The sequence below is a fragment of the Neisseria sp. HMSC070A01 genome, from assembly GCF_001810165.1.
GTDB lineage: Bacteria > Pseudomonadota > Gammaproteobacteria > Burkholderiales > Neisseriaceae > Neisseria.
Map to the genome: position 1 here is coordinate 103,656 of NZ_KV800126.1, position 22,999 is coordinate 126,654.

General features: G+C 49.2%; 25 protein-coding genes. 14 read left to right on the forward strand and 11 right to left on the reverse strand.

What is annotated here, in order from left to right:
* Positions 1 to 46: 46 nt before the first annotated feature.
* The 3 genes from HMPREF2711_RS09015 to rnhA all read right to left on the reverse strand — a co-directional run bounded on the left by HMPREF2711_RS09015 (position 47) and on the right by rnhA (position 2,398).
* The gene (locus HMPREF2711_RS09015; RefSeq protein ID WP_003745688.1) at positions 47 to 1,240 is read right to left on the reverse strand and encodes an LD-carboxypeptidase; all 1,194 of its coding nucleotides are present in this window, start codon (positions 1,238 to 1,240) and stop codon (positions 47 to 49) included.
* Positions 1,241 to 1,313: 73 nt separating this feature from the next.
* Positions 1,314 to 1,712: an HIT family protein gene (locus tag HMPREF2711_RS09020; protein WP_003745690.1), complete on the reverse strand. Its 399-nt coding sequence runs from the start codon at positions 1,710 to 1,712 to the stop codon at positions 1,314 to 1,316.
* A 248-nt stretch (positions 1,713 to 1,960) separates the two neighbouring features.
* On the reverse strand, positions 1,961 to 2,398 hold the full coding sequence (rnhA, locus tag HMPREF2711_RS09025) for a ribonuclease HI (RefSeq protein ID WP_036493767.1): 438 nt from the start codon (positions 2,396 to 2,398) through the stop codon (positions 1,961 to 1,963).
* Positions 2,399 to 2,723: 325 nt separating this feature from the next.
* Between rnhA and HMPREF2711_RS09030 the strand changes: the two genes are divergently transcribed.
* The 4 genes from HMPREF2711_RS09030 to tehB all read left to right on the forward strand — a co-directional run bounded on the left by HMPREF2711_RS09030 (position 2,724) and on the right by tehB (position 4,835).
* On the forward strand, positions 2,724 to 3,119 hold the full coding sequence (locus HMPREF2711_RS09030; protein ID WP_003745696.1) for a DUF5376 family protein: 396 nt from the start codon (positions 2,724 to 2,726) through the stop codon (positions 3,117 to 3,119).
* A complete protein-coding gene (locus HMPREF2711_RS09035; protein ID WP_003745697.1) occupies positions 3,116 to 3,466 on the forward strand; it encodes an EndoU domain-containing protein in 351 nt (116 codons plus the stop codon). The genes HMPREF2711_RS09030 and HMPREF2711_RS09035 overlap by 4 nt, the downstream gene beginning before the upstream one ends.
* 2 nt (positions 3,467 to 3,468) lie before the next feature.
* Complete coding sequence (locus HMPREF2711_RS09040) at positions 3,469 to 3,843, forward strand: DUF5376 family protein (RefSeq protein ID WP_003745698.1); 375 nt, start codon at positions 3,469 to 3,471, stop codon at positions 3,841 to 3,843.
* Positions 3,844 to 3,965: 122 nt separating this feature from the next.
* Complete coding sequence (tehB, locus tag HMPREF2711_RS09045) at positions 3,966 to 4,835, forward strand: SAM-dependent methyltransferase TehB (protein WP_003745701.1); 870 nt, start codon at positions 3,966 to 3,968, stop codon at positions 4,833 to 4,835.
* A 56-nt stretch (positions 4,836 to 4,891) separates the two neighbouring features.
* Here tehB and HMPREF2711_RS09050 read toward each other — a convergent pair whose 3' ends face one another.
* Entirely contained in the window at positions 4,892 to 5,392 is a 501-nt protein-coding gene (locus HMPREF2711_RS09050; protein ID WP_003745702.1) for a GNAT family N-acetyltransferase, read from the reverse strand.
* A 13-nt stretch (positions 5,393 to 5,405) separates the two neighbouring features.
* The gene (locus HMPREF2711_RS09055; RefSeq protein ID WP_003745704.1) at positions 5,406 to 5,942 is read right to left on the reverse strand and encodes an isochorismatase family protein; all 537 of its coding nucleotides are present in this window, start codon (positions 5,940 to 5,942) and stop codon (positions 5,406 to 5,408) included.
* Between the two features lie 153 nt (positions 5,943 to 6,095).
* Here HMPREF2711_RS09055 and argS point away from each other — a divergent pair, with 153 nt between their 5' ends.
* Positions 6,096 to 7,814, forward strand: coding sequence for an arginine--tRNA ligase (gene argS / locus HMPREF2711_RS09060; RefSeq protein WP_003745707.1), 1,719 nt, complete (start codon positions 6,096 to 6,098; stop codon positions 7,812 to 7,814).
* 157 nt (positions 7,815 to 7,971) lie between these two features.
* On the opposite strand, the gene HMPREF2711_RS09065 is transcribed toward argS, so the two are convergent.
* On the reverse strand, positions 7,972 to 8,328 hold the full coding sequence (locus HMPREF2711_RS09065; RefSeq protein WP_003745709.1) for a SpoIIAA family protein: 357 nt from the start codon (positions 8,326 to 8,328) through the stop codon (positions 7,972 to 7,974).
* A gap of 18 nt (positions 8,329 to 8,346) precedes the next feature.
* Positions 8,347 to 9,237 (reverse strand): DMT family transporter, encoded by an 891-nt coding sequence (locus HMPREF2711_RS09070; protein ID WP_003745712.1) that lies wholly within the window; start codon positions 9,235 to 9,237, stop codon positions 8,347 to 8,349.
* A gap of 175 nt (positions 9,238 to 9,412) precedes the next feature.
* Between HMPREF2711_RS09070 and HMPREF2711_RS09075 the strand changes: the two genes are divergently transcribed.
* Entirely contained in the window at positions 9,413 to 9,760 is a 348-nt protein-coding gene (locus HMPREF2711_RS09075; RefSeq protein ID WP_070616012.1) for a cupin domain-containing protein, read from the forward strand.
* A gap of 73 nt (positions 9,761 to 9,833) precedes the next feature.
* Here HMPREF2711_RS09075 and HMPREF2711_RS09080 read toward each other — a convergent pair whose 3' ends face one another.
* Positions 9,834 to 10,586: a CPBP family glutamic-type intramembrane protease gene (locus HMPREF2711_RS09080; protein ID WP_070616014.1), complete on the reverse strand. Its 753-nt coding sequence runs from the start codon at positions 10,584 to 10,586 to the stop codon at positions 9,834 to 9,836.
* A 204-nt stretch (positions 10,587 to 10,790) separates the two neighbouring features.
* Between HMPREF2711_RS09080 and HMPREF2711_RS09085 the strand changes: the two genes are divergently transcribed.
* Positions 10,791 to 11,189, forward strand: a complete 399-nt coding sequence (locus HMPREF2711_RS09085; RefSeq protein WP_003745716.1) for a DUF350 domain-containing protein — start codon at positions 10,791 to 10,793, stop codon at positions 11,187 to 11,189.
* A 201-nt stretch (positions 11,190 to 11,390) separates the two neighbouring features.
* On the opposite strand, the gene HMPREF2711_RS09090 is transcribed toward HMPREF2711_RS09085, so the two are convergent.
* Positions 11,391 to 12,233 carry an outer membrane beta-barrel protein gene (locus HMPREF2711_RS09090; protein ID WP_003745718.1) on the reverse strand — a complete coding sequence of 281 codons (843 nt, stop codon included), beginning with the start codon at positions 12,231 to 12,233 and terminating at the stop codon, positions 11,391 to 11,393.
* 406 nt (positions 12,234 to 12,639) lie between these two features.
* Here HMPREF2711_RS09090 and HMPREF2711_RS09095 point away from each other — a divergent pair, with 406 nt between their 5' ends.
* The 7 genes from HMPREF2711_RS09095 to HMPREF2711_RS09120 all read left to right on the forward strand — a co-directional run bounded on the left by HMPREF2711_RS09095 (position 12,640) and on the right by HMPREF2711_RS09120 (position 20,001).
* A complete protein-coding gene (locus HMPREF2711_RS09095) occupies positions 12,640 to 13,653 on the forward strand; it encodes an SPFH domain-containing protein (protein ID WP_003745719.1) in 1,014 nt (337 codons plus the stop codon).
* Between the two features lie 267 nt (positions 13,654 to 13,920).
* Positions 13,921 to 15,336, forward strand: coding sequence for a DUF4178 domain-containing protein (locus HMPREF2711_RS09100; RefSeq protein WP_036493770.1), 1,416 nt, complete (start codon positions 13,921 to 13,923; stop codon positions 15,334 to 15,336).
* A gap of 1 nt (position 15,337) precedes the next feature.
* Complete coding sequence (locus HMPREF2711_RS11140) at positions 15,338 to 15,484, forward strand: hypothetical protein (protein WP_162837292.1); 147 nt, start codon at positions 15,338 to 15,340, stop codon at positions 15,482 to 15,484.
* The gene (gene speD / locus HMPREF2711_RS09105; protein WP_003745725.1) at positions 15,481 to 15,864 is read left to right on the forward strand and encodes an adenosylmethionine decarboxylase; all 384 of its coding nucleotides are present in this window, start codon (positions 15,481 to 15,483) and stop codon (positions 15,862 to 15,864) included. Before HMPREF2711_RS11140 ends, speD begins: the two co-directional genes overlap by 4 nt.
* A gap of 78 nt (positions 15,865 to 15,942) precedes the next feature.
* On the forward strand, positions 15,943 to 16,470 hold the full coding sequence (locus tag HMPREF2711_RS09110; RefSeq protein ID WP_003745728.1) for a hypothetical protein: 528 nt from the start codon (positions 15,943 to 15,945) through the stop codon (positions 16,468 to 16,470).
* Positions 16,471 to 16,637: 167 nt separating this feature from the next.
* Complete coding sequence (locus HMPREF2711_RS09115; RefSeq protein ID WP_003745729.1) at positions 16,638 to 18,329, forward strand: DUF4178 domain-containing protein; 1,692 nt, start codon at positions 16,638 to 16,640, stop codon at positions 18,327 to 18,329.
* Positions 18,330 to 18,396: 67 nt separating this feature from the next.
* Positions 18,397 to 20,001, forward strand: coding sequence for an NAD(P)-binding protein (locus HMPREF2711_RS09120; RefSeq protein WP_003745731.1), 1,605 nt, complete (start codon positions 18,397 to 18,399; stop codon positions 19,999 to 20,001).
* A gap of 65 nt (positions 20,002 to 20,066) precedes the next feature.
* Here the strand turns inward: HMPREF2711_RS09120 and HMPREF2711_RS09125 are convergent, their stop codons facing one another.
* Both HMPREF2711_RS09125 and edd read right to left on the reverse strand, forming a co-directional pair.
* Positions 20,067 to 20,705 (reverse strand): bifunctional 4-hydroxy-2-oxoglutarate aldolase/2-dehydro-3-deoxy-phosphogluconate aldolase, encoded by a 639-nt coding sequence (locus HMPREF2711_RS09125; protein ID WP_003745733.1) that lies wholly within the window; start codon positions 20,703 to 20,705, stop codon positions 20,067 to 20,069.
* Positions 20,706 to 20,901: 196 nt separating this feature from the next.
* Positions 20,902 to 22,737 carry a phosphogluconate dehydratase gene (gene edd, locus HMPREF2711_RS09130; protein ID WP_003745735.1) on the reverse strand — a complete coding sequence of 612 codons (1,836 nt, stop codon included), beginning with the start codon at positions 22,735 to 22,737 and terminating at the stop codon, positions 20,902 to 20,904.
* Positions 22,738 to 22,999 lie beyond the last annotated feature (262 nt).

Sequence of the window (22,999 nt, forward strand, 5' to 3'; positions counted from 1 at the left end):
GCCGTCTGAAACTGGGTTTCAGACGGCCTTTTGATTTGAACAAGCCTTATTCGGTCACTTCTTCAGTAATGCTGTCGCGGTAGATGGTGCTGTCGTAAGTCGGCACGGGAGGCGGCAGCAGGTTGTTGAGCGTCAGCGCGGACGGATTCAGCGTCGGGTAGCCGCTGAAGGTGACGGAATAACCGCCGTTGCCGGTACTGCGGACTTTGGCATGCGCGCCCAACGGGAAAGTGGTTTTGTTGGTGATGTGGCCGAATGGGAAACCGGTCAACACAGGAATCTTGGCGGTGCGCGAAATGTGGTTGACGACGGCGGAGAAGTCGTAGCTGGAATCGTACGCATCGCGGATGGTGCCCATGCGGAAATCGCCGAAGATGATGGCGCGTTGTTTTTGCAAAACACCTGACAGATAAAGCGTATTGAGCATACGCTCGATGCGGTAAGGCTGTTCGCTGACGTCTTCGATAAAGAGGATACCGCCTTGAATGTCGGGCATGTAAGGCGTACCGGCGAGGGAAGCGAGTACGCTCAGGTTGCCGCCCCATAATGTGCCTTCGACGTTGACATCGGCGCGTTGGATGGTTGGGACATCAACGATGTTGACGTTGTTGGTTGTGCCGCGGATGAAGGAATCCATGGTAAAGACGCTGGGGTCAGCTTTGCCGAATTCGCTGTACACCATCGGGCCGGCAAAGCTCATCATATTGCCTTTGGCCAACAGAGCGAGTTGGACGGCGCAAACGTCGCTGAAGCCGAAGAACAATGTGCCGCGTTCGCGCATTCTGGCACCGAGTGAGGCGAAGTCGATTTGTGGCAGGATGCGTGCCGCGCCATAGCCGCCGCGCAAGCCCATGAGGACTTTGGGTGTTTCAACACGGCCGCCGGCAACGTCTTGGAAGTCGGCGGCGCGTTGGGCGTCGCTGCCGGCAAAGCGTTGGTAGCGGCGGCTGCCTGCCTGTTGGTTGGTTACGGTAAAGCCTGCATTGTAGAGGCGGGTCAGGCCGGTAGTCACGCGGTTGGGGTCTTCGGCGAAGCCTGACGGCGCAACAACGCGCAGGAGGTTGTCGCCGGAACGTGGCGGATGGGGTTGCTTAGGTTGCACGGTTTGGGCTTTCGCGGTGGTAGAAGTGGTTTTGGTTTGTGGCGTGGTAGTCGTGCCTGTGCCGCAGGCTTGCAGCAACCCTGCGCCTGCCGCGGCAGAGCAGGTACGCAGGAAATGGCGGCGCGTGGTGGAGTTCATTGAGGTTTTCCTTTCGTTATATGTTCAGACGGCCTGAATTGGGCGTGTCGGACCTTATAGGCCGTCTGAAAGTTTAAGCGATTAAGTTTTTGATTTGTTGCGGCCAATTTTCGGGCAAGGCCATACCGTGTTCGCGAGCGGGTGCGGCCCAAATCGGCGCGGGGAAGTTGGCGTCGTTTTCAAAGCGGGCGATGACGTGCCAATGCAGATGGGGCACAACATTGCCGAGGCTGGCCAGATTGATTTTGGCCGGGCGGAAGACTTGGCGCATTGCGGCTTCAACCTGATACACCATTTCCATGATTTCGTTGCGTTCGGCAGGGGAAAGGTCGGTCATCTCGGAAACATGGTTATTCCAAATGACGCGGCAGAATGCCGGTGCGCCGGCTTCGTTGTGGACGGCGATCACGCGCAGGTTTGGCGTTTGCAGCAAAATATCTTCGTTGTCGGCAGTGCAGATGGGGCAGGTCATGGGTTTTTCTTTCTCAGTCTGAATAGGAATCGGGTGATTGCCATCAGGATTTTTAGAATGAGGTAAATAGCAGTCAGCGTGATGAATGCGAAAAGCCACGGTTCAGGTATAAACCACCAAAATAAATAGGTGGGCGTGATTAAGTCGGCACATTCTTCGGCGGTCTTAACGTAGTCACACAAATTAATGCAATGACGGCAATACCAAACAAAGGCTTGAGATGTTTGAGTGCAGTCATGGATGAAGTGTCATACAAATTTTGCCGCCCCTTGATTGGCAAGCTCGTCAGCTTTTTCGTTTTCAGGGTGTCCAGCATGGCCTTTTACCCACGTCCAGCGGACATCGTGTTGTTGAACCAAACTATCCAGCTCTTTCCATAAATCGTCGTTTTTAACCGGTTTTTTGGCGGCGGTTTTCCAGCCGTTTTTTTTCCAACCGTATATCCAGCTTTCCATGCCGTTTTTGACGTATTGCGAGTCGGTGCAGATGACGACTTGGCAGCGGCGTTTTAAGGATTTCAGGCCTTCGATGACGGCGGTCAGCTCCATGCGGTTGTTGGTGGTTTCGGCTTCGCCGCCGAACAGTTCTTTTTCGTGTGTGCCGTAGCGCATAAATACCCCCCAGCCGCCTGCGCCGGGGTTGCCTTTGCATGCGCCGTCTGTGTAGAGGTAAACGGGTTTATCCATGGTCATGTCTTTGTCGAATAAGGCGGTATCATAACATAAGGCCGTCTGAAATATCGGCAAATACGGTTTGCGCGTGTAAAATACCCTGCACTTTATCATTCGTTAAGTTGTGCTGGATTGGCGTTAGTTAGGGCTAGAGGGATGTTGAAATCCAAGACTAAAAATGCGGTTAATTAATCAGAAGATATAGCTAAATATAGGAGGAAATCGAAATAAAGGATTGAATGAAAGGATTTCTAATCGCCAAAAAGATCATTACATCAACGAGCAAGAAAATAAAAATGTTTATAAGGTAACAGAGCCAATTGATTTTAAGTAGAAAAATATGAGAATTATATTTGAGTATTATTTTAATGAGGTAAAAAAAGAATTTATTCCAACATGTGACTCAGAGTTTAAGGGGGATTATATACCGTTAATATCTTATTTGAATGATGACTTAGGAGATAAAATTGAATATAAAGAATTTCTTAAGGATATTTTGAATATTTTGATAAATAATAGAGAAGAGGATATATCTTCTAATTCTTGGGGAGTGGATGTAGTAGGAGATAATGTTTATATATTCTTTTTATACGATTCAGATAATAAGCAATATCAAATTAAACTACCTAAAATAGAATTTATCTTTATTATTAGACGATGGATTGATTTTTTAAATAAATCGATTAAGGACCCAAACTACCAAGAAGTTATCGACTCAGAGGATGCTTATAAATGACAGTCATGATCGGTGGCCATGCCGCCTTAGGCAATATACGTGTTGATCGGATATTATATACTTATCCAAATGGCGTATATCTTGCACAAATTTCCGCTTTTGATAGTGAAACTAATCAATATATGACTAAAACTAACAATAATGGGGAGACCTTGATGTTTCCTCAAACGTGGACGGCAGATCGTATCAAAGTGGAAATTAATTCTGCTTATATGAATCAAGTAGATGATTTAGATTCTATTCGTAAAGCTGAAGGTATGTGGGTTGGCATTTCAAATTCAGGCGTACGTGTAGAAGGTTATACCTATCCTGTCGTCACGGCTTTCCCAAGTGCTGAGCAGGAGTAAAGATGAAACTTATTTTTACGTATATTCAACATAAAGGGCAAATTATTCCGGCTTGCTATTTGGAAGAAAATCACCAATTAAATCCATTAACCGGCTATTTGAATGATCCAATGGGTGGTCCAAATTATTTCTCTTTTTTGGATCATTCATTGTCAATCTTAACAGATGAGACGATTCAAGAAGCGGATATTTCTTCCAATTCTTGGAGTGTTGAGGTGATGAACAATCAAGTGAATTTTTATTTTCTCTTTGCTCAAGAAGAGGAGTCACTTTATCTCACTTTGCCTCGTGGAATTATGGTTGATGTGTTAAGGTTATGGCTGATTTTCCGAAGCCAAGAACCTGAAGAAGGCTTAATACAGCGCTTAGAGTTCTAGATTGGAAGGACGGTCAATTATCAAAGAGTTTTAAAATATCTCAAAATTGCCTGCACTTTATTGCCATTCAAAAAGCCTTGGCAGAAGCTGTGTTGAAACCGTCAAAATAGAAAGGAAATATGATGAGCGAACAGCAAGAATTGTTTTGTTACAAACAGATGCCTGTGTGGACGGCGGACGAGATTCCCGAAGCCTTGTTGTCCAAACACAATACCGCCGCCGGTACTTGGGGCTGCCTCAATGTCCTCCAAGGCCGTCTGAACTTCAATGAATTGGACGAAGCGGGCAATATTACGGCTACGCACGAGCTGACGCCTGAAAGCGATGATTGGATTATCCATCCGCAAGCATGGCACTTTATCGCGCCGCAAACGCAAGACACGGAAATCCAACTGTCGTTTTACTGCGAGGCGGCGGACTATTTCAATAAGAAATACGGCATGAGCGCGACACATTCGGCCGTCCGTGCCGCCGAAGACATCGTGCCTGTCGGCAAGGTTTTGGATATGGGCTGCGGTCAGGGCCGCAATGCGCTGTATCTGGGTTTGAAAGGTTTTGACGTTACCGCTGTCGATAATAATCCCCATGCGGTTCAAAACGTGGAAGAGCTGGCGCGTATTGAAGAGTTGAATGTCCGTGCGTTTGAATACGACCTCAACGCTGCCAATATTCAGGAAAACTTTGATTATATGGTGGCGACCGTGGTGTTTATGTTCCTGATGCCGCGTTACGTTCCTGACGTGATTGCCAATATGAAGGAACACACCAACCCCGGTGGCTACAATCTGATCGTGTCTGCGATGGATACGGAAGATTTCCCTTGCCCGATGCCGTTCCCGTTCAAGTTTGGCGAGGGCGAGCTGCGCGAATACTATAAGGATTGGGAATTGGTGGAATACAAGGAAGAGCTGGGCTCGATGCACGCGAAAGACGAATTCGGCAATCCGATTCAGTTTAAATTCGTCACCATGCTGGCGAAGAAACCGCAATAAAGGTTTTGCCGTCAAAAGGCCGTCTGAATTCAGTTTTCAGACGGTCTTTGCCGTAATCAATCCACAATCCTTTTACCCAAAATCACCACGTCTGCCAACATGGTTTCCAAATCGCAGACTTGCGGCAGCCGCCCCCATTCTTCAAATCCGAAACGGTGAAACAGGTTCAGGCTCGGATAGTTGTGGCCGAACACAAGCGCGATGACGTTGCGGATGCCTAAGGACAGCGCGCGTTCGAGCATGTGCCGCAACAGGATTTTGCCCACGCCTGCGCCGCGCATATCGTGGCGGACATAAACGCTGACTTCTGCGCTGATATGGTAGGCGTAGCGCGGATGGTAGTCGCTGAAACTGCCCCAGGCCAATACGGTGCCGTCGGTATCGTAAAGGGCGTAGATCGGGCGTTTGTCCGTGTGTGCGGCAAACCACATTTCGCGTTCGGCAACCGTGGTCGGCGACAAATCGGCCGTGGATTGGCGCGTGGCCACGGTGCTGTTGTAAATATCGACGATGGCGGGCAAGTCTTGGCGCAGGGCAGGGCGGATGGTGTATTGCATTTCAGACGGCCTTTTATTGAATCAGTTTGGAGATGGTCTTAAAGGCCGGATGTTTGGCATCGCCGAGCAGTTGGAACAAAATACTTTCGACATTGGAAACGGTAATGCCTTGACGGCTCATTTGCGCCAAACCATTGTCACGGTTGGCCGTTGTGCGCGAGGCGGTGCATTCAAAAGGCAGGGATACGGCGTAACCTTGCGCCTTCAAATCCAAGGCCGTCTGAAGCATACAGATATGCGCTTCTGCGCCCACTAAAATAACGTGTTTAATGTCGTTTTTGCGTAAGATTTCCTGAATTTCGGGTAAAAACGCCGAAAATCGGGTTTTCTCGACAACCGGCGTGCCTTCGGGCAACAGCAACGATACGGCGGACACGGTGTTGCCCAAACCTTTCGGATATTGTTCGGTTACGGCAAAGGGGATGTCCAAAGCCGTCAAGCCCTGAATCAGCAGGCGGCAGCGTTCCAACATTTCGTCCGCGCCGGAAAGGGCGGGCAGCAGGCGTTCTTGAATATCGACAATCAGACAAAGCGTATTTTTGGGGTTCATGGCTTTTCCTTTCAGACGGCCTTTACAGCAAAATCGTTGAATCAGAATGCAATCATATAACAAGCCGCTGGAAAAGTATTGCAGCTTGCCCTGTTTTAAAGCCTGAAATTCTTTTAAAATACCGCCTGATTTGAATTGATAGAGACCGACAACATGAATTTATACCAAACCGTCGAACGCGAAGCCGCCGCCGCCTTTGCCGCCGCAGGCATCGCCGACAGCCCCGTTGTTTTGCAGCCGACCAAAAACGCCGAACACGGCGATTTCCAAATCAACGGCGTAATGGGTGCGGCGAAAAAAGCCAAACAAAATCCGCGCGAGTTGGCGCAAAAAGTGGCCGAAGCATTGGCAGATAACGCCGTGATTGAAAGCGCGGAAGTAGCCGGCCCCGGCTTTATCAACCTGCGCCTGAGCCCTGAATTCCTCGCGCAAAATATTCAGACGGCCTTGAACGACGCGCGTTTCGGCATAGCGAAAACCGACAAACCGCAAACCGTCGTTATCGACTATTCCTCGCCCAATCTGGCCAAAGAAATGCACGTCGGCCATCTGCGCTCCAGCATCATCGGCGACAGCATTTCGCGCGTGTTGGAATTTATGGGTAACAATGTTATCCGCCAAAACCACGTCGGCGACTGGGGTACGCAGTTCGGCATGTTGGTCGCTTATTTGGTCGAGCAGCAAAAAGACAATGCCGCGTTTGAGCTGGCGGATTTGGAGCAGTTTTACCGTGCCGCCAAAGTGCGCTTTGACGAAGATCCTGCCTTCGCCGATACTGCGCGCGAATACGTTGTGAAGCTGCAAGGCGGCGATGAAACTGTATTGGCGTTGTGGAAACAGTTTGTCGATATTTCGCTCTCGCACGCCCAAGCCGTTTACGACACGCTGGGCTTGAAACTGCGCCCCGAAGACGTGGCGGGCGAATCTAAATACAACGACGATTTGCAGCCTGTAGTCGATGATTTGGTTCAAAAAGGTCTGGCGATCGAAGACGACGGCGCGAAAGTCGTGTTCTTGGACGAGTTCAAAAACAAAGAAGGCGAACCTGCCGCATTTATCGTGCAAAAACAAGGCGGCGGCTTCCTTTATGCTTCCACTGACTTGGCATGTTTGCGCTACCGCATAGGCCGTCTGAAAGCCGACCGCCTGCTGTATGTCGTCGACCACCGCCAAGCCCTGCACTTTGAGCAACTCTTTACCACTTCCCGCAAAGCAGGCTATCTGCCGGAACATGCAAAAGCCGAGTTTATCGGCTTCGGCACCATGATGGGTAAAGATGGCAAGCCGTTCAAAACGCGCAGCGGCGACACCGTGAAACTGGTTGACCTGCTGACCGAAGCCGTCGAGCGCGCCACTGCTTTGGTGAAAGAGAAAAATCCTGAATTGGGCGCAGACGAAGCAGGTAAAATCGGCAAAACCGTCGGCATCGGCGCAGTCAAATACGCTGATTTGAGCAAAAACCGCACCAGTGATTATGTGTTCGACTGGGACGCCATGCTTTCGTTTGAAGGCAATACTGCTCCTTACCTGCAATACGCCTACACACGCGTGCAAAGCGTATTCCGCAAAGCAGGCGAATGGGATGCAACTGCGCCAACCGTTTTAACCGAACCGCTGGAAAAACAGCTTGCCGCCGAGCTTCTGAAATTTGAAGACGTGCTGCAAAGCGTGGCGGACACGGTGTATCCGCACTACCTCGCCGCCTACCTCTATCAAATCGCCACCCTGTTCAGCCGCTTCTACGAAGCCTGCCCGATTTTGAAATCAGAAGGCGCAACCCGCAACAGCCGCCTGCAACTGGCGAAGCTGACCGGTGACACGCTGAAACAAGGCTTGGAATTGCTGGGTATTGATGTATTGGATGTCATGTAAGTTTTTGAATAAAAACGATGAAAGGCCGTCTGAAACTTTGCAGGTTGCAAGGTTTCAGACGGCCTTTTTTATGCTTTGAAAAATATTGTGATACCGTTGATTTTGAGCCTAAGCGGTTTTGAATTTGCTCAGGTAATGCGTTCAGACGGCCTTATCTTTATTTCAAATTGCTTGCCAACAACCAAGCCTGTGCTTCGGTAGCGTCGCTGAAATATTTGGGATGTTGGTTGGTTAAGAGGCTGGAAAGGCGCGCGCCGAGTTTGATCCAAATGTCGTCGGTAATGACGGCAACGCGGCCGAAGTCGGTTTCATGTTGGTTGAGGAATTTGATTTGTTCGACCGCCATATCGATGGTGAAGTCTTTCAGCATGGACAAGTCCAACAGGATGTCGGGCAGATGGATTTTTTGTTTCGCGGCCAACAAGGCTTCTTCCAATTGGCGGAAATCGTCCAAAGTGAACTCGTTGTACAGCGCTACGTTTAAGCCGTAAGATTGTTCGCGGATGGAAATCATGGTGTTCTCCTTGTTAAATTATTGCTTCATCAGAAATTTTTTGATTGAGGCCGGAGTAAAGCTGCTGAACACGCCGCCTGCAACAATGATAACCATGCCGACAGCTTCCTGCCAAGTGATTTTATCGCCGAAAAGCAGTACGCCGGATAGGGCGGAGAAAACGACGGTCAGGTAGGAAAGCGAGGCAACGGTAAATTTCTTGCCGACCTTGTAGGCGCGGGTCATGGCCAGTTGGGCAATCATGGCGGAGATGCCGATGCCGGCCAGATAGGGTAGGGAAGAGACGGTCAGCGGATGCCAGCCTGTGATGGTACTCCAGACTGCGCCCATAATCAGGCCGGTAAGCGAGAGGTAAAACACCACGCGCCAGCCCGGCTCGCCCAAAAGCGAGAGTTCGCGTACCTGCAAATACGCCCAGCCCGACATGGCGCCGCCTGCCAGACTGACCAGCGCGGCAAATTCCTGTCCGCCTTGAAAAGAGGGGTTGAGCAAGAGGATAACGCCGATAAAGCCCATAACCAAAATGGCTTGGGTATAAAGCGTAATTCGTTCTTTTAAAATGAAAAATGAAAAAATGGCAAGCCAAATGGAGGAGGTGTAGTTGAGCGTGACGCCTGTTGCCAGCGGCAGATGCATGACGGAATAAAACGTGCACATCATGGCAAGTGTGCCGATGACGCTGCGGTTGAGATGGGTTTTCCAATACGGCGTGGAAAACGTGTTGCCTTGCGCTTTGGCCATGATGCCTAAGAACAGGGTGGAGACCAGCATGCGCCAAAAGACCAGCTCGCCGCTGGAAAAGCCGAATTGCGTTGAGGCGGCTTTGATGGAGAGGTTCATGACGGTAAAGCCGAGCGCGGCGATAACCATCCATGCCGAGCCGAGCGGATCTTTTCTGACGGTTTCCATTTGATGGGTGTGTAAAGCGATTTTATTAATAAGAAAATATTATACAGGTCAATCAGGCCGTCTGAAAAATATCGTTGGGTTTCAGACGGCCTTTTTATTAGAAAATGAGAATTATTATTGAATAATGAGGTGGGTTTTTATAGAATGGAAGCCCTGTTTTCAAGAAAGGCTAGTCATGAAAGTTTCCAATATTTCCGCTGTATTGCTGTCTGCTTTGTTTTCCGTTGCCGTTTCTGCCGCGCCTTTGGGAGAGGTTTCTTCCGAAAACGGTAAGATTTTCAGCGGCGAAAATTACATGGTCGTTAAGAAAGATATGAAAAAAGGGGAGCAGATTAAGCCGCATGATCATCCGGGTTTTAAAACGTTGATTTTTGCCGTTGGAAAAGGCAGCTTTGACGTGACGCTGAATCAGACTGAAAAACATACGGTCGGTGCAGGCTCGGTGTTGCGGTTTGGCGGTGATGTCGTGATTGAGGCCGTTGCAACAGAAGATACGGATGTGGCGATTACGTTGATTAAGTAAGCCGATAGATGATAAAAGGCCGTCTGAAAGATAATGTTTCAGACGGCCTTATTTATTCAGTCAACTGTTGCCATTAAGCGCAAATCAAATAGATGAAGCCGGAGCCGAAGATATCTGCCAAGGCGTGAATCAGGAAAAACGGCAGCAGGTTTTTGACTTTGTATTTGTAGAAAAAGTAGTACATCAAGCCGAAAACGACGCCGATAACGGATGCCCAAAGCATGCCTTGGTAAGTATGGAAGGAGACACGCACCAAGGTCGAATAGGCCAATGCCTGCCATTTGTATTTGTCTTCCACGCAGGTCAAGAGGCCGAGGAAACAGAATTCCTCATAAAAGCCGTTTAAAAGGCCGTAGAGGATGGCCATCGGTGCAAGGGCGGCAAATTTGTCGAAGATGGATAATGGTTTGATGTATTGGAAGATTTCAGTGGTAAAGTAATTGTAGCCGCCGCTTAATGAAGTTACCGCATCGGCGGTTAAGCCCATCAGGATAAAAATCACAGGTGTCCAAAACAACACGCCTAAATTAAAACGAATCGGCAATTGTTTGAAGTCGAAACGGCGGATAATGAGGTAAATCAGAGCAATAGCAAGCAGCGTCAACTGCAGGCTCATGTTTTCCGAATAAGCCACGCCGGTTACCGCAGTATCGCGCGCCTCTTCGGCAACGGCGGCCGTTTCCACTTGCGGCATCAGGCTGGCGATATAAAGTTGGGTGGAGCGGTAGGCAAATTGACCGAACAGGATGACGGTTACAATCAGCATATCAAACCAGCGTAGATGGCGCAAAGGCTCTTTGGGGCGGATGGCGGCGAGTATGCTCATATTCTCCTCTTTAATCTAATAAATAGCGGTGCGCAATAGTTACATAAATATACAAAAATCGTCAACAATTATCACAATAAAACATGAATTAAAAATCAGGCTGTTTCAGACAGCCTGAAGTGCTCCCCAAATGCCGTATTTTCTAAAGGGTTTATCTTCAAAAATATGGCATAATCACTTTATTGCAAACCAAGGAATCTTATCGTGAGTATTTCTCTGTCCCAATATCTGCTCTACCTGCAATACATGTTGGCAGGTATCGCCATGACTGTTGTTTTCGGTGCCGTATATCTGCGGATTACACCCGTTGAAGAATTGCGCCTGATTAAAAACGGCAACCTTGCCTGCGCCTTGTCGTTTGGCGGTGCTTTGGTCGGTTTCTGTCTGACACTGGCGTCAAGTATTGCCCACAGTGTCAGCTTCATAGATTTTATCCTGTGGGCCCTTGCCGCAGCCGTAATTCAGATTTTTGTCTATTTCGCCGCCACCATGATGATTAAAGGCGCTACCGCAGAACTCATCGGCAACAATGTTGCCGTCGGCGCGTTGTTTAGCGCAGTATCCATTTCGATTGGTATTTTGAACGCTGCTTGTTTGACTTGATGTTAATGGTTGGTTGGATAGCAAAAGATGTGCTGATCCTGACTCCTGTCTAGAAAAATTATCGGTAGATTTTTTTGACTGATAAGGTCTTATGTCTGATGGTATTGGCGTTATAGTGAAATTCTGAAAGCATCAAAAAATTCAGACGGCCTGTTATATACAAGGCCGTCTGAAACATTTTAACTACTTAAACTCATCAAATTAGAAAGAGTATTGCAATCTTACGCCCGCTTCGTGGGTGTGGTTTTTAGGTTCTATAGATCCCAATCCATATGAGTCATACTCTTCCGTAACGGTAAGGTTCGATTCTTTAACTTTCCAGCCGCGATAGAATGGAGCGAGGCTGATTTTGGAGCCGTTAGCGAATTTTTTAGATATAGGCACTTCAACCTCGATACCTTGTCCGCCGCCTTGTTTCATTCGGGTTTCTACCTGGTCGGGTTCGTAAGAATATTGGCGGCCTTTCACGGCACGATTGTAGGCAATGCGGGGAGATATCTCAAAGTTTGCAGGAAGGGCGATATTTACTCCGGTATTGATTTGCGCATATGTAGTTCGGTTTTTGCGGTCATAATCATTAGGATCAATGCGGCTGCTTAAGTCCCTCAGAACGCGGTGTCCCAAGCCGGCTCCGGCAGTAATGCTAAAGCGATCGTTAATCGGGAGTGTATATTCGTATAAGGCACGGATATCGTATGCGCGGCGTGGTGCATTTTTGAGTGTGGCTGAGCCATAACTTGCTGAATCGTCGATATAATCCTCAGTTATATATTGTACGCTTCCTGTGTAATCTGTTTTACCGCGCGAATAACGGCCTTCTAATTTTGCCGCATGGCGATCGTTGAAACGGTATTTTACGCCGGCATTAATAGACCATAAGTTGCCTTTTTGCTGCATTAAGCGACTACCATCTTTTTCGTATTCGCGATAGGTCTCGTTGTAATATTCGCTACCAACGGTAAATTCAACAGGGCGGGCAGCCTGTGTACTTACGGTAGCAGAGAGTACTAACACAGCAAAACAGAAATGAGCAGAATTTTTCATATAAATTCCTTTTACTTTATGAAAGCCAATGTGATAATTTGAAAATACAGCATGATGAATTTCTAGGATTTGATAAATATTAACAGGTGTAGTGAACGCTTGGTATGGTGTTTAATGATTTTCTACCTGTATTTGTCTTTTTTATGATATAGCGCAGGTAAAAGCAGAAAAATAGTGTAAAACAGAGTCTGCATGAATTTTAATGATATGTTAATGTTTCTGGGTCGGCTAGTGGGTTTAACACTAAAAATAGATAGAGCAACCCACTCTATTCCCAGGCATAAAGACATTTTGAATGTTAATATCGTATGACATTCTATTTATATAAAATAAGCGATATGACCGACTAGGCAAATTGACCTGACAGCCTATAAGTTATCCCTTCTTCTTCAAATAAGGAACTGCGATGTTCAACTTTATCAAGAAACAGTTTATCGACGTCATTCAATGGCCGAATCCCGACGACAGCCTGTTGATGTGGCGTTTTCCGATTGCCGATGAGGAGATCCAAAACGGTGCGAGCCTGACTGTGCGTGAGGCGCAGATGGCGATGTTTGTCGATGAAGGCGTAACCGCCGACGTGTTTGGGCCGGGGCGTTACACGCTCAATACGCAAACGTTGCCAGTACTGACCAACTTGAAAAACTGGGACAAGCTTTTTGAATCCCCGTTTAAATCGGATGTTTACTTTTTCAATACCAAACAACAGCTCGCACGTAAATGGGGGACGTCCCAACCAGTTACCGTGCGCGATGCCGAGTTTGGCGCGGTGCAACTGCGTTCGTTCGGTATGTATTCTTACCGCATCAGCGATCCGGCAAAATTCTTCAAAGAAGTCAGCGGTGTGGCGGCGCAATACAGCGGCGTAGATTTGGAAAACCAGCTGCGCAATATTGCAGTCACTCAACTGGCTGCTGCGTTTGGCAGCTCCGGTATTCCGTTTTTGGATATGGCGGCAAACCAAGTTTTGTTGTCGCAAAAAATCGGCGAATTGCTCGGTGCAGAATTTGCCAAGCTGGGTTTGGCGCTGGAAAACTTTACGGTTGAAAGCATTTCCTTGCCTGCTTCTATCCAGGCTGCGTTGGATAAGAAAATTTCGATGGGCGTTATCGGCGATTTGGGTCGCTACACCCAATATCAAACCGCCGAATCCATCCCGCTTGCGGCACAAAATGAAGGCGGACTTGCCGGAATCGGTGCAGGTTTGGGCGTGGGTGCCGGTATTGGTCAGGCGATGGCGGGTGCCATGTCTGGCATGATGCAGCCGAATGTGCAACAGGCTCAACAAAATGCTCAGCCGGTTGCCGAGGATCCGCAGGCGAAATTGGTGAAACTTAAGTCTTTGCTCGATAGCGGTTTGATTTCGCAAGAAGATTTTGACAAAGCCAAGGCTGAAGTGTTGAAACAGCTGATTGGTTGATCAATTGAAGGCCGTCTGAAAAATATCATTCAAAAGAAGCATTGAGCTGCTTCTGTGGAAAAGGTTTCAGACGGCCTTTCAAATGATTTGATTAAGCCTGTCCGACTTCAAAAACGTTAAGGCCGTCTGAAACATCCCAACCCATTCTGAAAAAGCAAACCCATGTCTCAAACTCCTTTCTTTAAAACCGACTGCCCAAGCTGCGGCGCACCTGTCGAAGCGCATTCTGCTTCCGCCGTGACGCTGGTGTGCGGCTATTGCAACAGCATGCTGGTGCGGCAAGATAACGGCGTTGTCGACTCCGGCCGCGATTCCGCGTTGCTGGAAGATTTTAGTCCGCTGCAAATCGGAACCAGCGGCACATTTGTCGCACAACGCTTTACCTTGGTCGGACGGCTTCAGGTGCAATACGACGATGGTGCGTGGAATGAATGGTATGCGCTGTTTGACGACGGCAGGGCCGGTTGGCTTTCTGAGGCGGGCGATTTGTATGTGATGACCATGCCGGTCGAAATCGATAATCCGCCGAGATTTGAAGACACGCGAGCCGGGTTTAGCGAGCTGATTTTTCAAGATAAACGCTATATTGCCTCCGATGTCCGCAACATCAGCTTGAAACATGCGGCCGCGCAGGGTGAGTTGCCGTTTGTTTTGAAAGAGGATGCAGAAAATCGGGTTTCCGACTGGCGTTGCGAAAACCTTTTCATCACGCTCGATTACAGCAGCGAAACACCTGAAGCCTTCTTCGGGCGGATGGTAAACCTAGATGATTTGAAGCTGGAAAACACCCGCAGCGAAGACGAAATCAAAGAAAGCGCAGGCCGTCTGAAAGGCAGTATTTCCTCAGAAAACTGTCCCAACTGCGGCTCGTCCGTCCACTGGGTCAACGGCCTCACCGCCCATCTCAACTGCCCAAGCTGCGGCAGCGAATTGGCAATCGGCAAAGACAAAGCCGAACTCATTACCGCCAACGCCATGCGAACGGCGCAGCAAAGCCTGTTTACCCTGCCTGTCGGCAGACAAGGCCGTCTGAAAAATCGCGAATTTTACGTTATGGGCGCGGTCAGATACGCCGAAACCGACGCACAGGAAACATTCGAAAACCTGTTCAGCGGCCTCAACCGTACGCTCACGCCCGAAGGGCAATGGTCGGAGTATCTGCTTTACAACCCTACACAGGGTTTCTTATGGTTGGTTGAATCTGATGAAGGTTGGAATATTTCCGAAACCTTGAACGATTGGCCGCGCCTCGACCGCAACCGCCAACCGCAAGGCTATGGCAAACTTTATGACTATGGCGGACAGGTTAAGGTTGCCAGCGGGGCGTTTTATTGGCGTGTCCGAAACGGTGATTTGAACTATTACAGCGATTACCGAGACGGACAAAGCCGTAAGCTTGGCTCCGAACTAAACAGTCACGAAATGGCATGGACTAGAAGTGCCCCAATTGCTTATCGGGAGATTGCAGATGCGTTTAATTTGACCAGCCAAGCTCCGCATTACACTGCAAACATGGCGGCGGACGGCATTGATAAATCATTAAGAATCATAATGACCTCCATCTTGGTTGTCGTCAACCTCCCTGCGCTTTTGACCGGCGACAGTTCTGCCGCACTTACCGTCATCTTTGTAGGATGCTGGTTGTTGTGGAGCATGGGTAAAAAAGACGAGGACGAGGATTAATATGTCAAGAATCACTTACATCATTTTCAGCACCATCATCATCGTCATCTCCATGATCATCAGCTATGGCTCTTCCGACTCCGACGGCTCGCGTATGCACTCCGGCGGCTATTACGGCGGCAGCGGTTATTCCGGAGGACATAAATGACCCATGCACCCGGTAATCATGGCCTATTGGACTTATATGGCTGCGATGAAGCCATCTTAAAAGATGAAGGCTGTCTGAAAACCGCTTTGGTAGCTGCTGCACAGGCCGCAGAAGCCACCATATTGACCGAACATTTTCACACCTTCGGCGGCGCAGGCGGCGTAACCGGCGTTTTGCTGCTTGCCGAGTCCCATATCAGCATCCACACTTGGCCGGAACACCGTTTTGCCGCTATAGATGCATTTATCTGCGGCGGTATGAAATTGGAAAAAGTGAAGGAAGTGTTGTGCAGGGAGTTGGCGGCAGAAAGGGCGGTTTGGACGGTTGCGCAACGTGGCGAAGGAATACTGGACGATATACAACCATTGGTTGAACAATAAAATCTATAAGACCGTCTGAAAAAATCGGCTGATAGTAAATTAGATAACAAATTTTGTATAAAAAGGCTTTTAAACAAAATGCTTAAAATAAAAGATTGGAAGAGAAACAGAAGTTTGCCATTGGTTATTTACTTGCTTGCAGGTTTGTTTTTGCTTGGAGTGGAAAGTGCCGAAGCAAAAAAATTAACACATGATCGTACCGAGTATTGCCGTAATCAAGTTTATGTCAGTAATAACCAAGGCGCATCCCTGCAAGCTCAACCGGACGATAAGGCATCTTCAATCGCTCAATTGCACTATATGCAATACCTTTGCGTTGTCGGTAATGACAGCAAAAATACCGAAGAAGGATACTCTTGGATAAAAGTAAAAAAAGTACCTTTGGCAATCAAAGAAAACCAAATCAGTTGCCATGATATGAGCCTACCTGACAACTGCACCAAACCTACCGATTTCCCGACTGAATGGAAAATCAAACCGCCCAAAGGCAAAAAATGTCGTCTTTCCACTCATGTTGATGATGAAGGTCAGTTGCTTATTGTCGCAAAAGGCGTTTGCCCGGCCGGATGGGTAAAAGAGAGAGATGTACAATTTTTTGCCGATTAGTAAACTTGGCTTTAGTTAAAGAAAACAAAGTTCATCATATGGCAGAACAATCAAGAAAAAAGATTTAACTTATTCTTTATTAAAAGACAGGCCGTCTGAAAGCATATTCAATCCGTTTTCAGACGGCCTTAAACCTTATGCTGATTAAACTGAAATATTGACGTTATATGGAAAAAACGCCTTTTTTTAAAACCGATTGCCCAAGCTGTGGTGCGCCTGTGGAGGCGTATTCCGCTACCGCCGTGACGCTGGTGTGTGGCCATTGCCACAGTATGCTGGTTGCTAGAAGCGGTAATGGGAGGAGCGGATATTTTGTTGCCAATTCAGGGCGTGATTCTGCGTTGCTGGAGGATTTTAGTCCGTTGCAGATTGGAACGAGAGGCGTTTTTGATGATCGGAAATTTACGCTGATTGGGCGATTGCAGGTGCATTACGATGTCGGCGCATGGAATGAATGGTATGTCTTGTTTGATGACGGGCAGACCGGCTGGCTTTCCGAGGTTGGCGATTTATATGCGATGACATGTTTGCTTGCCCAGAAGAGGAGACGGGGGCCGAAAAATTTTAAGTCGGTGAAAGCCGGTTCCAGTTCGTTGATCTTTAATGGCCAAACCTTTATTGCGTCAGACGTCCGCACCATACATTACCGTAATACCGATGCGCAAGGCGAGTTGCCGTTCAACTTATCTGGGAATCAAGCGACAGGCGAGGTTTGCGACTGGCGGCGGGGCAATTTGTTTTTGACCTTGGATTATTCGACTTTTCCAATGGACTCCTACTTCGGACGCATAGTCAGTTTGGACAGTTTGAAGCTGGAAAATAAGCGTAGTGATGATGAAATCCGTGAAAGTGCAGGCCGTCTGAAAGGAGAGATTCTTTCTGAAAACTGCCCTCATTGCGGCGCTCCTGTCCATTGGCCAAGTGGTGTTACTTCTTTCCTTTTGTGTCAGTCTTGCGGCAGCAGTTTGAACACGACAAAAGATACTGTTGCGTTGATGAAGGCAAATGCCCAAAGGAAAGAACAAGAAAACCTGTTTACGCTTTCCATTGGTACGAAAGGCCGTCTGAACGATACAGAATATCTGATTATCGGGGCTGTAAGATTTGCCGAAATATCGTCCTATAACCAAAATCAGTCCGAATACTGGACGGAATATCTGCTTTATAACACGCAACGAGGGTTTGCCTGGCTAATTGAGTCTGGAAAACGCTGGCGGCTGTCAAAAACCTTACACACATGGCCGGACTTTGATTCAAGTGGCAATCCTGCCGGTGAAATGTTGATTGATCATTACCGCGGGCGGGTCGAGGCAGCGGCTGGCGCTTTTTATTGGAAAGTCAAACAAGGCGATTTGCTTCATTATAAGGAATATAGCGGCAAGAAAAGTTATGGCAGGAATGTCATTCTGTGTTCCGAGCAGAGCAAGGATGAAATTGTCTGGAGTAAAAGCAGTCCTGTGTCTTACCGTCAAATGAGAAAGGCATTCGGCCTGTCTTTTGATACTAAGGAGATGCTCTCTTACTGGCTGAAGGGCGACAATAGAAATGTTGGGAGTAGAGATAATGTAGCCCGTATCATTGCTATGCTGATTCTTATCATCGTCAACCTTCCGGCCTGGCTGTCGCCGCACCTACGTAGCCCTGTCGGCATAGTGGTCAGTCTGTGTGCGTTGGTATGGATATGGATTTCTGACAGATATAAAAACGATCGTGATTACGAAGAAGAACGGGTGGGGACGATTATTTTCTTTGCTTTCATCATTTTCCTTACCGTCTTGTTCAACTATGTCAAAGCGGAAGACAGCGACTCATCGCATTCCGGCAGCTCCTATCATGGTTATTCGGCAGGGCATAAATAACGTGAGATCTGTTTAACCTCGTTGTACCGTTTCATTTTTATTTTTTCAGACGACCTTTTTATAAAACATGCTAACCCGCCGTCAATTTCTCAGTTACACTGCCGCGCTTGGCGCTGCCTCTGCTTTTTCTTGGCAAACTTACCAATACCTCAACCGTAAACCGCCGGTTTCTATTAACCGTGTCGGTTTGCCGTTGGGGCATTTGTTGCGCGACGGGAAATTGCTTAGTCCGCCGACCCGTCGTTATGAATGCAATACGCTGATACTTGGCGGCGGTGCGGCTGGGTTGGGGGCGTTGTGGTATTTGGCGAAGCATAATCACCGCGATGTATTGTTGGCAGAAGGGTTTGAACGCAATGGCAACAATGCCGCCTATACGTCTTCAGACGGCCTGAAAGCGCCGAGCGGTGCGCATTATTTGGCTTTGCCGTCGAAAGAAAGCGTGTATGTGCGCGAGATGTTGGCGGATTTCGGTATTTTGCAGTCGGACGGCAGCTTTAGGGAAACCGATTTGGTCTATGCGCCCGAATCGCGCCTCTTGTATCAGGATAAATGGGTGGAACATTTATTGCCGAAAGAAGATGCGGATTCTAAACGGTTTTTTGATTTAATCGGCCGTCTGAAACAGGCTTACGGCAATGACGGTAAGAAAATTTTTGCCATTCCGATTGCGTTATCATCGGTAGATGAAACATGGCGCAAACTTGATAGCTTGACGTTTAAAAAATGGCTTGAGCAGGAAGGTTATAACTCGCCCGAGCTTTTGTGGTATCTCGATTATTGTTGCCGCGACGATTACGGACAAGGCATAGCGCAAGTATCCGCCTTTGCCGGACTGCATTATTTTGCCGCCCGCAACAGCGCGGAAACCGTCCTCACTTGGCCCGAAGGTTTGGCACATCTTTCTGAAAACCTGCGTCGTCATGCCGGTTTGCAGGAAGGCTGGCAATGGCAGTCTGAAAACCGTATCCGTTTGGAGAAACCTGCTTCGGTTAATGCTTCTGCCGTCAAAATCAAACCGCTTTCAGACGGCCGGATTGAAGTGTGGTTGCGTGATAATGCAAAAGGGGAAACCGTTGCCGTCACCGCGCAACACCTTATCTCCGCCATGCCGCTGATGGTTGCCGCCCGCATTATTGAATCTCCTGAAAAATTTGGTCTGGATATTCCCGAATACGCGCCATGGCTGGTTTCTAATTTTGAACTGCACAGCTTCCCGAAAGAAAAAAACAACAGCGAACTTGCGTGGGACAATGTGGTTTACGGCAGCCAAGGGCTGGGCTATGTTGTTGCGACCAACCAGCTTATCCGGGTTGCCCGTCCCGAACGCACGATTTTTACCGCCTACGCCGCGCTCAACCACGATACGCCGCAAGCCGTCCGCCGCAAATTGCTTGAAGCAAGCGACGAAGAGCTGCTCCGGCTTGCCGCACAAGATCTGCTTACCGTTTACGGCGAAGGCTTTTGGCGGCATGTTTCCCATGTTGACATTACCGTCCGCGGGCATGGCATGAGCGTGCCGAAACCCGGCTATTTAAGCGATGAGGCTTTATTAAAAATCAGAAACCGAAATACTGGATTATTGTTTGCACACAGTGACTTAAGCGGCTATTCGGTATTTGAAGAGGCTTTGTATTGGGGTGTGGAGGCGGCACGGAAAGTGTTGGCTTAATTGATATAAAAAGGCCGTCTGAAATCATATTCAGACGGCCTTTTCTTTTTTAACCTATAACCTTATTAGGCTTTTGGTTTCAAAGCGGCAGCTTCGCGAGCTAGACGGGTGATGGTATCCCAGTCTTTGTTTTTGATGGCTTCTTTCGGAGTCAGCCATGAGCCGCCGACGCACAAGACATTAGGCAGCGCCAAGTACTCGGGTGCAGTTGCCAGGCTGATGCCGCCGGTCGGGCAGAAGCGCACGTCGGCGTAAGGGCCGTACAGGGCTTTGAGCATGGCTTTTCCACCGACGACTTCGGCGGGGAAGAGTTTGAGGGTGTCGATGCCGTGCTCCAAAGCCAGTTGGACTTCGCCCGGAGTGGCAACGCCGGGAATCAGGGGGATGCCGCTGTTGTGGCTTGCTTTGGCGAGGGATTCGTGCAGACCCGGGCTGATGGCGAAAACCGCACCTGCGTCTTCGACGGCTTTGAGTTGCTCAGGGTTGGTAACCGTACCTGCGCCGACGATGGCGTTGGGCACTTCTTTGGCAATTAGGCGGATGGCGTCGAGGCCGACGGGGGTGCGCAGGGTGATTTCGAGGGTGGGGATGCCGCCTTCGACAAGGGCGTGGGACAAATCGACAGCGGTGCTTAAGTCGTCAATCGCCATCACAGGCACAACTGCGCCGGCGGTCAGGATTTCGCGTGGGGTCAGTTTGGACATTTCAGTTCTCCAAGTGGGATAGGGGCATTTTTGTTGAGGTCAAACAGGAAGAGGCTAAGTTTTCAGACGGCCATTTTTGAAAAATGGGGGAAGTTGTTTATTCGAGGGCAAAGCTCACGCTATGTCTGCTCCGTTTAAACAGCTTTTATAATTTTTCAGACGACCTTCTATTCACGAAGGCCGTCTGAAACGGACATCAGGCAAATTCGCCGCCGAAGCTCATGGCACCGGTTTCTGCGCTGCTGGTCATGCTGCGGAAGTTGGCGAAGAGTTCGCGGCCGCAGCCTTGTTGGTTTGCGCTCAAGTCGATGTGTTCGACTTCGCGGGCGTTCCATTCGGCTTCATCAATCAGGACGTTGAGTTCGCCGGTAACGGAGTCGAAGCGGATCAGGTCGCCGGTACGGATTTTGGCGATGTTGCCGCCCATCAGGGCTTCGGGTGTCATGTGGATGGACGCGGGCACTTTGCCGGATGCGCCGGACATGCGGCCGTCGGTCAGCAGCGCCACTTTGAAGCCGCGGTCTTGCAGAATGCCCAAAGGCGGGGTCAGTTTGTGCAGCTCGGGCATACCGTTGGCGCGCGGGCCTTGGTAGCGGACAACACACACAAAATCGCGTTCCAACTCGCCGCGTTCAAATGCCGCCAATACTTCGCGTTGGTCGTTGAACACGATGGCGGGCGCTTCGATGATGCGGCAGCCTTCGCGCACGGCGGACACTTTAATCACGCCGCGACCGATGTTGCCTTTCATCAGGCGCAGGCCACCGTCCGGGGAGAACGGATTGTCAGCTTTGCGCAGGATGTCGTCGTTGCCGCTGGTTTCGGGGGCTTCGCGCCATTCGAGTTTGCCGTCGATGAGGAAAGGCTCTTTGGTGTAGTGGCGCATACCGTGTCCGACGACGGTATCGACATCGTCGTGCAACAGGCCTGCGTCCAGCAATTCTCGGATAACGAAAGGCAGGCCACCGGCAGCGGTAAAGTGGTTCACGTCGGCTTTGCCGTTGGGGTACACGCGGATCAGCAACGGGATGATGGAGGAAATTTCATCAAAGTCGTCCCAGTTCAAAATCACGCCTGCGGCACGCGCCATGGCGACGAGGTGCATGGTGTGGTTGGTCGAGCCGCCGGTCGCCATCAGACCAATCAGGGCGTTGATGAAGGATTTTTCGGTTAACATTTCGCCCAATGGTTTGATGGTACCGTTTTTAATGCCGCGCGCGAGGTGTCCGGCAGCGTAGCGGGTCAGGGCTTCGCGCAGGTCGGTGTAAGGGTGGACGAAGGCGGCGGCAGGCAGGTGTACGCCCATCATTTCCATCATCATTTGGTTGGAGTTGGCGGTGCCGTAGAAGGTACAAGTACCCGGGCTGTGGTAGGAACCCATTTCGCTTTCAAGCAAGGCATCACGGCCGACTTTGCCTTCGGCAAAAAGCTGGCGGGTACGGGCTTTTTCCTTATTGCCGATACCGCTGGACATCGGGCCTGCCGGGACGAAGATGCCCGGAATATGGCCGAAAGACAAAGCGCCGATCATCAGGCCGGGAACAATTTTGTCGCATACGCCCATAAACAGGCCGCCGTCAAACATTTGGTGCGACAGACCGATGGCGGTACTCATAGCAATCACGTCGCGGGAAAACAGCGACAATTCCATGCCGGCGTAGCCTTGCGTGATGCCGTCGCACATGGCGGGCGTGCCGCCGGCAACTTGGGCGGTCGCACCGTTTTTTTGTGCTTCGTCTTTGATTTGGTCGGGGAAGTCTTTAAACGGCTGGTGTGCGGAAACCATGTCGTTGTAGGCAGTGATGATGCCTAAGTTTGGGACGGTTTCCTGAAGCATTTCGATTTTGATGCTTTTGGGCATGGAGGCGTAGCCGTGTGCCAAGTTGCTGCAGCCGAGCTGGTTGCGCTCTAAGCGTCCCATCTGTTTGGCGCTGCGGATTTTCGCCAGATATTTTTCACGCGTCGGGCGGCTGCGCTCGATGATGCGCTCGGTAATTTCGGCGAGTTTCGGGTGAATAGGAGTGGGGTTCATGTGCGGTCTCCTGGCTAAACGATATGATAGGGATTTTGTTTGCGCGTTTCTGATTTTTGTATTGGGTATGTTTCAGACGGCCTTGAATTGTGGGAATGAATAATAAGGGCCGTCTGAATATTTGAAGATTTCTCTTCGAAGCGTCCGCATATTATAGTACAAAATCTGTAATTTTGTTACAAAATAATTTGCTAAATGTAAGAAATTTGATTTAAATCGAGGTATGGTCAATTCGTAAAACGAAGGGCTGCAAAAGTCATCA

Coding starts and splice junctions, on each gene's coding strand:
- HMPREF2711_RS09015 (WP_003745688.1), bottom strand. CDS start 1,240: ATGAACTCCACCACGCGCCGCCATTTCCTGCGTACCTGCTCTGCCGCG.
- HMPREF2711_RS09020 (WP_003745690.1), bottom strand. CDS start 1,712: ATGACCTGCCCCATCTGCACTGCCGACAACGAAGATATTTTGCTGCAA.
- rnhA (WP_036493767.1), bottom strand. CDS start 2,398: ATGGATAAACCCGTTTACCTCTACACAGACGGCGCATGCAAAGGCAAC.
- HMPREF2711_RS09030 (WP_003745696.1), top strand. CDS start 2,724: ATGAGAATTATATTTGAGTATTATTTTAATGAGGTAAAAAAAGAATTT.
- HMPREF2711_RS09035 (WP_003745697.1), top strand. CDS start 3,116: ATGACAGTCATGATCGGTGGCCATGCCGCCTTAGGCAATATACGTGTT.
- HMPREF2711_RS09040 (WP_003745698.1), top strand. CDS start 3,469: ATGAAACTTATTTTTACGTATATTCAACATAAAGGGCAAATTATTCCG.
- tehB (WP_003745701.1), top strand. CDS start 3,966: ATGAGCGAACAGCAAGAATTGTTTTGTTACAAACAGATGCCTGTGTGG.
- HMPREF2711_RS09050 (WP_003745702.1), bottom strand. CDS start 5,392: ATGCAATACACCATCCGCCCTGCCCTGCGCCAAGACTTGCCCGCCATC.
- HMPREF2711_RS09055 (WP_003745704.1), bottom strand. CDS start 5,942: ATGAACCCCAAAAATACGCTTTGTCTGATTGTCGATATTCAAGAACGC.
- argS (WP_003745707.1), top strand. CDS start 6,096: ATGAATTTATACCAAACCGTCGAACGCGAAGCCGCCGCCGCCTTTGCC.
- HMPREF2711_RS09065 (WP_003745709.1), bottom strand. CDS start 8,328: ATGATTTCCATCCGCGAACAATCTTACGGCTTAAACGTAGCGCTGTAC.
- HMPREF2711_RS09070 (WP_003745712.1), bottom strand. CDS start 9,237: ATGGAAACCGTCAGAAAAGATCCGCTCGGCTCGGCATGGATGGTTATC.
- HMPREF2711_RS09075 (WP_070616012.1), top strand. CDS start 9,413: ATGAAAGTTTCCAATATTTCCGCTGTATTGCTGTCTGCTTTGTTTTCC.
- HMPREF2711_RS09080 (WP_070616014.1), bottom strand. CDS start 10,586: ATGAGCATACTCGCCGCCATCCGCCCCAAAGAGCCTTTGCGCCATCTA.
- HMPREF2711_RS09090 (WP_003745718.1), bottom strand. CDS start 12,233: ATGAAAAATTCTGCTCATTTCTGTTTTGCTGTGTTAGTACTCTCTGCT.
- HMPREF2711_RS09095 (WP_003745719.1), top strand. CDS start 12,640: ATGTTCAACTTTATCAAGAAACAGTTTATCGACGTCATTCAATGGCCG.
- HMPREF2711_RS09100 (WP_036493770.1), top strand. CDS start 13,921: ATGCTGGTGCGGCAAGATAACGGCGTTGTCGACTCCGGCCGCGATTCC.
- HMPREF2711_RS11140 (WP_162837292.1), top strand. CDS start 15,338: ATGTCAAGAATCACTTACATCATTTTCAGCACCATCATCATCGTCATC.
- speD (WP_003745725.1), top strand. CDS start 15,481: ATGACCCATGCACCCGGTAATCATGGCCTATTGGACTTATATGGCTGC.
- HMPREF2711_RS09110 (WP_003745728.1), top strand. CDS start 15,943: ATGCTTAAAATAAAAGATTGGAAGAGAAACAGAAGTTTGCCATTGGTT.
- HMPREF2711_RS09115 (WP_003745729.1), top strand. CDS start 16,638: ATGGAAAAAACGCCTTTTTTTAAAACCGATTGCCCAAGCTGTGGTGCG.
- HMPREF2711_RS09120 (WP_003745731.1), top strand. CDS start 18,397: ATGCTAACCCGCCGTCAATTTCTCAGTTACACTGCCGCGCTTGGCGCT.
- HMPREF2711_RS09125 (WP_003745733.1), bottom strand. CDS start 20,705: ATGTCCAAACTGACCCCACGCGAAATCCTGACCGCCGGCGCAGTTGTG.
- edd (WP_003745735.1), bottom strand. CDS start 22,737: ATGAACCCCACTCCTATTCACCCGAAACTCGCCGAAATTACCGAGCGC.